Source organism: Binatus sp. (SeqCode) (assembly GCF_036522015.1).
Taxonomy (GTDB): Bacteria; Desulfobacterota; Binatia; order Binatales; family Binataceae; genus Binatus.
Window position 1 is genome coordinate 1 of sequence record NZ_DATDGQ010000393.1, and the last position, 7,757, is coordinate 7,757.

Consider the following 7,757-nt stretch of genomic DNA (forward strand, 5'->3'; position numbering starts at 1 on the left):
CGCCGTCTCCGATGCTATCCGCGAGCAGTGGGGCTTCGCCGGAGACCTGGTCGCCGCGCTCGGCAATGCCGGGGCGCCGGCGATTCCGGCGTTGAACCACGCGCTGGATGATCATGATGAAGCGGTAAGAAGGGGCGCGATTGACGCACTCATTGTGATCGCTCGCGGTTCCCCAGAAGCATGGCCCGTCCTGGTTGCCGCCTTGGGCAACACTCACGACGACATTCCCACCAGGATCGAGGAGACTATTGAAGCGAACGGCAACCAGGCATTTGCGGTCAAGATTGTGCCCTTGTTTCAGCGTAGACTCGACGATCCAAATCCGAAGGTTCGAGGCGCGAGCACGGTAACTCTGTCAACTATTCTTGCCGCGAACGGAGCCTCTTACTGCAATTCTTACGCCGATGATTTGGCAAAGATGCGTTCCTCCTTGGACGGACTGGAAAGGTCCTCCTCCTAGCGATTTGATCCTCGATATCGCGAAGAACTTGAAAAATGTTGACCGGGATAAGCTCACGAACACCATTTCAGGTCTCTGCAATCTGGGACCGTCCGCCAAAGTCGCGATTCCTTACCTGCTCCCGTTGCTGCGTGATAAGGACGGTCCGACACGATTTTTCGTACTCTTCGATCTGTGGGCTATGGGGCCGGCTGCCTGTGAGGCTACTCCCGATGCAATGCGGATCCTCAAGGATCCCGACAAGGGCGTACGCCGTAAGGCTATGGCAGTTTTAGGAGTATGCGGGCCTGCTGCCAAAGACGCTGTACCCGAACTGGCGGACGCTTTAAAGAGCACTGACCAAGAGACCGCGCAACAGGCAGCCCTGGCGCTGGCGAACATCGACCCCAGTCACGACGGTCTCCTGCCTGTATTGACCCAAATGCTCGACCCCACTTCCAACGACCCCGCTCCTAGACAAAACGCCGTACAGGCGTTCGACGAGATGGGAAGCTACGCGCGGCCCGCAATTCCTGCATTGATACATTTTATTGCCACGGATACCGATACGGGTGAAATCGATTGGAAGGCTTCGGAGCGGGCATTCGCGGTGGCGGCGCTCGCGCGAATTGATGGCGCGGGAGCGATCCCGGAATTGCAGCAGGCGATCAGCACCGACAAGGACGAAGGGGTGAAAATCGCGGCGGTCACCGCGCTCGGCGGATTGGGGTCGACCAACCCTCGCGCAATTTCCGCGCTGGTGCGCGTCTTGAATGATGACTCGGAGCCGCTTCGCGACGCCGCGAGCGCGGCGCTCGACAAGCTCGGCCGCGCTGCGGTTCCCGCACTGATTGCGGCGCTGAAAAGCCCGCATCTCTACCAGCGTGCGTGGGCCGTCCAGGCACTCGGCGGAATCAAACCGATGCCGACCAGCGCCGAGCGTGCACTGAGGCTCGCGCTCAACGATAAGAGCGAGATCGTCAAAAACGAGGCCGCCGGCGCGCTCAAGGGCAGTAAGGTCGATGCGAGCGCCGCTGTTAAGGACAAGCAACTGGACGAGGACTCCGATATTGACGATCCGGCAACCATGGACCACGGCGCCGGCCAGGATCTCGATTCGTTCGTCGCCGGCACCGCCTTCAAGGATGCGCGCACCTATACCAAAGCTGAGATCGTCGCCTCGATTCCGCCCGACCAGGATCACGAATACCCGACCGTGCTGAAGTATTCAGTGCCGGTTATTCACTCCGGCACGCCGCCCACGGACGCGAAGTTCCTCGTCACAGTTCATGCTGCGAATGACAGCGTCGATCGCCTGGCCGTCTGGAAGAAAACCGGCGATGACAAGTATCAGCGGCTTTTTTTCCAAGAGGCGAGCAGCGAAAATCACTTCGAAATGCCCGAGGTCTTCTCGTCGAAAGTACTGGTGACGGGTCAGAGCAACGATCACTACGAGACGGCGCTGTTTCTCAACCTGCCGCTGCATCGTACCTGGGGAGACGGCGATGGTATCGACGACAACGTCTTCGTACTCGACCGCGACGAGCTGCGACCCGTCGCGATTGCAGACGCCGAGGTGGACTCGAAGCAACTAAACCGGGATGAGACGGTATGGCCTGGTGGGTCTGGCAATGAATTCAAGGACAACGACCTGGAGTTCGCCATCCGTCTTTGGAAGGTAGCTGCATGTCACGCCTGCGCAGAGCCCATTGAGGTGCAAGGCACCTACAAAGTCGCCAAGGCAATGCGCTACGACGCGCAGAAAAAAGATTGGGTCGCGAACTGGAAGATGCTCGTCGATACCGCCGTGCGAGTGCGTGACCCCGAGAATTAGCGGCCGGCGGCGGACAAGACTAAGCGGTGGCGAATGGAGCTTGCTCCCTTCGCCACCGCTTTAACTGGCTGGCTGTGAGTCGGTTACTTGGTAACCGAGGTCGAGAACGCCGCTTCGAGCCGCGACACTGCGTCGTTGGCGCGACGGACCGCGTCTTCCGATTGGCTGGCCGCCGCATCTGCCTGCGCTGCCGCGTTCGCAGCCTGAGTGGCTGAAGCTTCCGCCGCATTTGCCGACGCTTCGGCCTTGTTCGCATCTGCCTGGGCGCGATCAGTGGCGTTTTGGATCGTTTTCATATCCGGCCCGCACGCGGTCACGAGCGCAGTCACGGCCACGACACCAAGTACCTTTAACATTGCTTTCATTCGAGCTTTCCTCCAGTGGTTCAGGTCAATAGCCAGTCCCGTTACACTATAGACACAAATTCAAATGGTCAGGGCTGGACGAGTAATCTCGCCAATAGTTGCAAAACCGGTTTCCGAACGCAAGGTGATGGAAGGGCCACCCGGTTCTGTTCGGAACATCGCGCGCGCTACACTATTAGCAGACTTGAATTGACCGTGATTGACAGACAAAACTTTCAGCAGTTATCGTCCAACGTCTGTCAAATCGACAAAGCGCGGTGCGCTTTCCTGAAAAAAAAAGAGGTCCGGTTGCGAGATGGCTACGACGATCACGAGCGAATGTATCAACTGCGGAGCGTGCGAGCCCGAATGTCCGAACACTGCTATTTACGCGGGCGGAGTGCCGTGGGAACTTAACGGCACCCCGGGCGCCGCGATCGCGCAAGACATCTATTACATTGTGCCGTCCAAGTGCACCGAATGCGTCGGCTTCCACGACCATGAGGCGTGCGCTGCCGTATGTCCCGTCGATTGCTGCATTCCAGATCCTGCCAATCTCGAGAGCGAAGGCGTGTTGCTCGCGCGCGCTCGCGAGTTGCATCCGGAGACAACGTTTCCCGACGACGCGCCGTCGCGTTTTCGCAAGGAGGGCGGCGCGCCTGCGCCCGCTTCGGATGGCGCGGAAGCGGCGACCAATGGCGCCGCAGTCGCGGCGAAGCCCGCGCCGGCCCCGGCACCCAAACCGGTCGCGGCTCCTGCAGCTGCTGCGCCCGCGCCGGCAGCGCCGGTCGCGGCAGCGGGACTCGCGATGATGCATCTGCCGAAAGATATCGGCGCCCTGCCCGGCCCGGTCGGCGAGAAACATTTTCCCGGCGAGCTCGATGCTGATTTCGATACCGTCCTCGCTTCTGTCGATGCGTCTCCGATTCGCACAGCGCCCGCGCCGGTGATGGTCGCGTTTCGGCTGGCGGAGCCGATTCTCGGCGCGATGCCCGACGGGACAAAGGCCGACCTCGAACATGCAGTCGGCAGTACCGCTGGATTTTCGCGAGTGCGCTCGACCGCGCTCAACATGATTCTGAATCTCATTCTATATCCCGCGCTTCTGACTGCATTCTCGGTCGCGGTGCTCGGCGACGGGCTGTTTTCGCAACACACCGGCGGATGGATCATGCTCGGCGTGCTGATTGCCGCGGGCGAGGCCGCGTGGCGCCTGCGCGAGGGTGTGATTCACGCCAAGCCTGCCAGCGAGCTGACCTATCGCGGATGCTGGTACGGGCTCGCGCTCGCGCCGCTTGGATCGATTCTCGTGCGTGCTGGTGGCAAGGGCCGTCCCACCGAGCGCAAAGTCGCCTTCGACGGTTTCGAAGGCACCATGCACGAGGATAAGACCGAGCGCGATCGCCGTTATGGAACCGTGTACACCGTCGCCGAATACGCCAACGCGTACCTGGTGCGGCTCGAGATGCCGCGCAAGCTGCCGCCGTCCTCGCTCAAGCGGCTGTGGAATCTCCCCGACGAGATGCCCGACTACGACTACAACATCATGCTCGGCGACAACGTGATTACGGTGAGCGCGAGCGTCCGCGGCGAGACGATCCGCCGGCTGTCGTACGTCTCGTCGTCGTTCCCGGCCGACTTCACGAGCCGAATCGAGTTCGGCAAGCCGGTTGGTGCGTTCAAACATCGGATGCGCGACAAAATGCTCGAGGTGATCGTGCTCAAAGCGGACGCGGCGCAGTTTCAGCACGCCGCTTGAAGAATTGTCGCGAGCATAACTCGCGCCGTCAGTGCAGTTGAGTTTGGTTGAGATGGCGATCCACATTCGGGACGCCACAGGTCGCGACCTGCCACGCATCCTCGAGATCGAACGGCTCGCCTTCCCCGCGCCGTGGACGCTGGCCTCCTTCGAGCGCGAACTGACCCTGCCCTTCTCGCGCATCATGCTCGCGATCCCCGAGACTCGCGGCGCTGACTCGATTGCCGGCTTCCTTTGCCGATGGCTGATTGCCGACGAATGCCACATCTTGAACATCGCCGTGCATCCGGAGTCGCGCAGGCTCGGCATAGGCAGTGTGTTGATGACAGAATCAATAAACGAGGCAAAATTGACCGGAGCCAACGTGATTACGCTGGAAGTTCGCCGCTCGAATCTGGCGGCCCGGCAGCTCTATCGTAAATTTGAGTTTGAAGAACGGCGTTTGAGGCGGCATTACTACGGCCCCGGAGAGGACGCGATCATCATGGAGCTGCGGTTCGACTGATCTTTTCGGCGACAAATACCGAACGTTGTTCTATAGCCATGACAATCTCGGTTTCCTTTCGAAACTGGGGTTACCAAACAAGTAATTTTGTGCCATACTGAATTTCACATTCAAGGCTGATCGGATCGGTGATGAACCCATGACTGCGCGGTCATCAACCCATGTCCGAAATCCATGGCCTGCCGTCGAATGCCACTATTACGATGAGTTTGCCGTTCAAGAAAGGTGAAAAAGTGGTTTACCCCGCCCATGGGGTTGCCGTAATCGAAGACATCCAGATGCGGGTCATTTCCGGGACCGAGCGACGTTTTTACATGCTGCGGATTCTCGGCACCGAAAAGATGACCATCATGATTCCGACCGAGAACGTCGAGTCGGTCGGGCTGCGGCGCGTGATCGGCAAAGATATGGTGGAAAAAATCTATCGTATCCTGCGCCAGCGCAAGGTCGAGGTCGATACGCAAACCTGGAACCGCCGCTATCGCGAATATACCGAAAAGATCAAGACCGGTTCTCCGCTGGAAATCGCCAAGGTGCTGCGCGATCTGCTGGTGCTCAAGAGCGACAAGGAATTGTCGTTCGGCGAGCGCAAGATGCTCGACACGGCGCGTTCGTTGCTGGTCAAGGAACTGTCGATCGCCAAGGCTCATCCGGAAGAAAAAATCATGGAAGAGCTGAAGGTGATCTTCGCGAACTAGCCGTTGCGCGAAATTCAATTTTCCTGAAAAGAGGGCCGGGACTTTCCCGGCCTTTTCTTTTTAAGATTCTGTATGCAAATCTGCGTCGATGCTGAAGCAGATAGTTGTGCCGGGGGTCGCGCTGGTCCTCGCCCTCGCGATTCTTCCCGCCCGATGCTCAGCCGACGTTGACGACACCGCCGTCGATCAACTCTTCTCTGCGCTCCGTGACAAAGACTTCAGCGGCGCGACCGCGCATTTCAGCGCCAGGATGAAGGCCGCACTCTCCCCCGCCACGCTGGAAGCGGCATGGAGTCAGACTTACGCCGCCCAAGGTCCATTGCTCAGCTGGAAAATTCTCGATCGTCAGAACCTTCCCGGCGGCGACGAAGTCAGCGTGCAACTCACCTTCCAAAGCTCGACCGCCATTTCGACGCTCGCAGTGGCCTCCCAGACCGGCGAGATAGGGTCGCTATTTTTCAAACTGGCACATTCTAATGCTCCCGTGACCGCGCCCCCATATGCGGAGCAGGCAAAGTTTCACTCCGAGGATGTAACCGTCGGCGGATACAAGCTGCCCGGCACGCTGACGATTCCAAACGGCAAGGGTCCATTTCCTGCCGTCGTCCTGGTCCATGGATCGGGCCCGAATGATCGCAACGAGACGATCGGGGCCAATCATCCTTTTGCCGACATCGCCGACGGACTCAGCTCACAAGGTATCGCGGTACTTCGCTACGACAAACGGACGCTGATGCACTCGGTGATGGTCGCTACCGTCGAAGATGAGGTAATCGACGACGCAGTTGCGGCGGTCCAGTTGCTGCGCGCACGCCCCGACGTGTTGGGCGATCGGATCTTTGTTGTCGGGCACAGTCTCGGCGCTGTGCTGGCGCCGGAGATTGCCAAAAAGGCGTGGCCGGTTGCCGGAATCGTGCTGCTTGCGCCGTCGGGGCGGAAGCTGCCGCAAATAATCGTGCAGCAGGCGCGTTTCCTGGGCCAAGCTTCACCTGCGCAACTAGCCGAGCTCGAGCGCCAGGCCGACGAACTCTCGGCGCACAAGATGCCGCCGAGCGAGACATTTCTCGGCGCGACCGCATCTTACTTCTATGACCTCGACGCGCGCGACGAAGTCGCAATCGCGCGCAGCCTCGACGTGCCGATACTGATTCTGCACGGCGGTCGCGACTACCAGGTGATCGACGAGGACATCCGCATTTGGCAAAACGGATTGAAGGGCGACGCCAAGGTTCGAGTCGAAACCTTTCCCTCGCTCAACCATTTGTTCATCGCGGGCGAGGGCAAGCCCGGACCGGCCGAGTACGACACGCCGGGACACGTTGACCGCGCGGTGATCGGCACAATCGCAAGCTTCATCGAAAACGGCGGCGGCCCACCGGCCCGTCAAGCGGCATCGAATTGAAGGTCTCGGCGATAGTAGTCGCGGCGGGCAGCGGCGTGCGTCTCGGCTCCGACGTGCCGAAGGCGTTCGTGAAGCTCGCGGGCCGCACGATGCTCTCCTATTCGCTCGTCACAATCCGGCAAGTGAGTTCGCAAGCCCATTCGATAGACGAAGTAGTGATCACGATTCCGGACGGATTCGAAAAAGCCGCCCGCGCGGAAGTCGCGGCGGCCGGGCTTGGCGTGCCGGTCAAGATTACGCCCGGCGGAGTCGAGCGCCAGGACTCGGTGCGAATCGCGCTGGGACTCACAAGTGCGGAAAGCGAACTCGTGATCGTGCACGACGCGGCCCGCCCGCTGGCGACGCCCGCAATCTTCGAGGCATGTCTAAGCGCCGCAGCGCGCGCCGGCGGCGCGATCGCGGCGATACCGGTGTCCGATACGTTGAAGCGCGTCGCCGACGGAGCGATCGCGGCGACCGTCGCACGAGCCAGCCTATGGCAAGCACAAACTCCCCAAGCATTTCGTCGCGAAGTGCTCATCGCCGCGCATCAGCGCGCACTCAGCGAAAAAATCGTCGCAACCGACGACGCCGACCTGGTCGAACGCACCGGCGCCCGCGTCGAAGTAGTCGAGGCCTCGACCAACAACCTCAAGATCACGACGCCATCCGACCTGGCAATCGTCGAAGCAATCATCTCCGCACTTCCCCTCTCCCTGAAAGGGAGAGGATTAGGATGAGGGTCCTTACACAGCGCGGAGTTAGGATGTCGCGTTCCGCGCCACTGATTATCCGCC

General features: G+C 60.2%; 7 protein-coding genes and 1 pseudogene. 7 read left to right on the forward strand and 1 reads right to left on the reverse strand.

Translation table 11 applies throughout. The features are described from left to right. A partial coding sequence (locus VIW95_RS16690) for a HEAT repeat domain-containing protein (protein WP_331588643.1) occupies positions 1-460 on the forward strand: 460 nt, incomplete at its 5' end. Between the two features lie 4 nt (positions 461-464). Beyond that, on the forward strand, positions 465-2,273 hold the full coding sequence (locus tag VIW95_RS16695) for a HEAT repeat domain-containing protein (protein ID WP_331588646.1): 1,809 nt from the start codon (positions 465-467) through the stop codon (positions 2,271-2,273). Between the two features lie 83 nt (positions 2,274-2,356). Here the strand turns inward: VIW95_RS16695 and VIW95_RS16700 are convergent, their stop codons facing one another. After that, positions 2,357-2,638, reverse strand: a complete 282-nt coding sequence (locus tag VIW95_RS16700; protein WP_331588648.1) for a hypothetical protein — start codon at positions 2,636-2,638, stop codon at positions 2,357-2,359. Positions 2,639-2,933: 295 nt separating this feature from the next. Between VIW95_RS16700 and VIW95_RS17550 the strand changes: the two are divergent. From VIW95_RS17550 to ispD, 5 genes and pseudogenes are all read left to right on the forward strand, one after another. Beyond that, a pseudogene (locus tag VIW95_RS17550) lies at positions 2,934-3,224 on the forward strand (YfhL family 4Fe-4S dicluster ferredoxin); the annotation flags it as partial. Between the two features lie 1,204 nt (positions 3,225-4,428). Then, the gene (rimI, locus tag VIW95_RS16710; protein ID WP_331588652.1) at positions 4,429-4,881 is read left to right on the forward strand and encodes a ribosomal protein S18-alanine N-acetyltransferase; all 453 of its coding nucleotides are present in this window, start codon (positions 4,429-4,431) and stop codon (positions 4,879-4,881) included. A 203-nt stretch (positions 4,882-5,084) separates the two neighbouring features. Further along, positions 5,085-5,579 (forward strand): CarD family transcriptional regulator, encoded by a 495-nt coding sequence (locus tag VIW95_RS16715; RefSeq protein ID WP_349259338.1) that lies wholly within the window; start codon positions 5,085-5,087, stop codon positions 5,577-5,579. 88 nt (positions 5,580-5,667) lie between these two features. Then, on the forward strand, positions 5,668-6,981 hold the full coding sequence (locus tag VIW95_RS16720) for an alpha/beta hydrolase (protein WP_331588656.1): 1,314 nt from the start codon (positions 5,668-5,670) through the stop codon (positions 6,979-6,981). After that, entirely contained in the window at positions 6,978-7,700 is a 723-nt protein-coding gene (gene ispD, locus VIW95_RS16725; protein WP_331588658.1) for a 2-C-methyl-D-erythritol 4-phosphate cytidylyltransferase, read from the forward strand. Before VIW95_RS16720 ends, ispD begins: the two co-directional genes overlap by 4 nt. Positions 7,701-7,757: the final 57 nt, after the last annotated feature.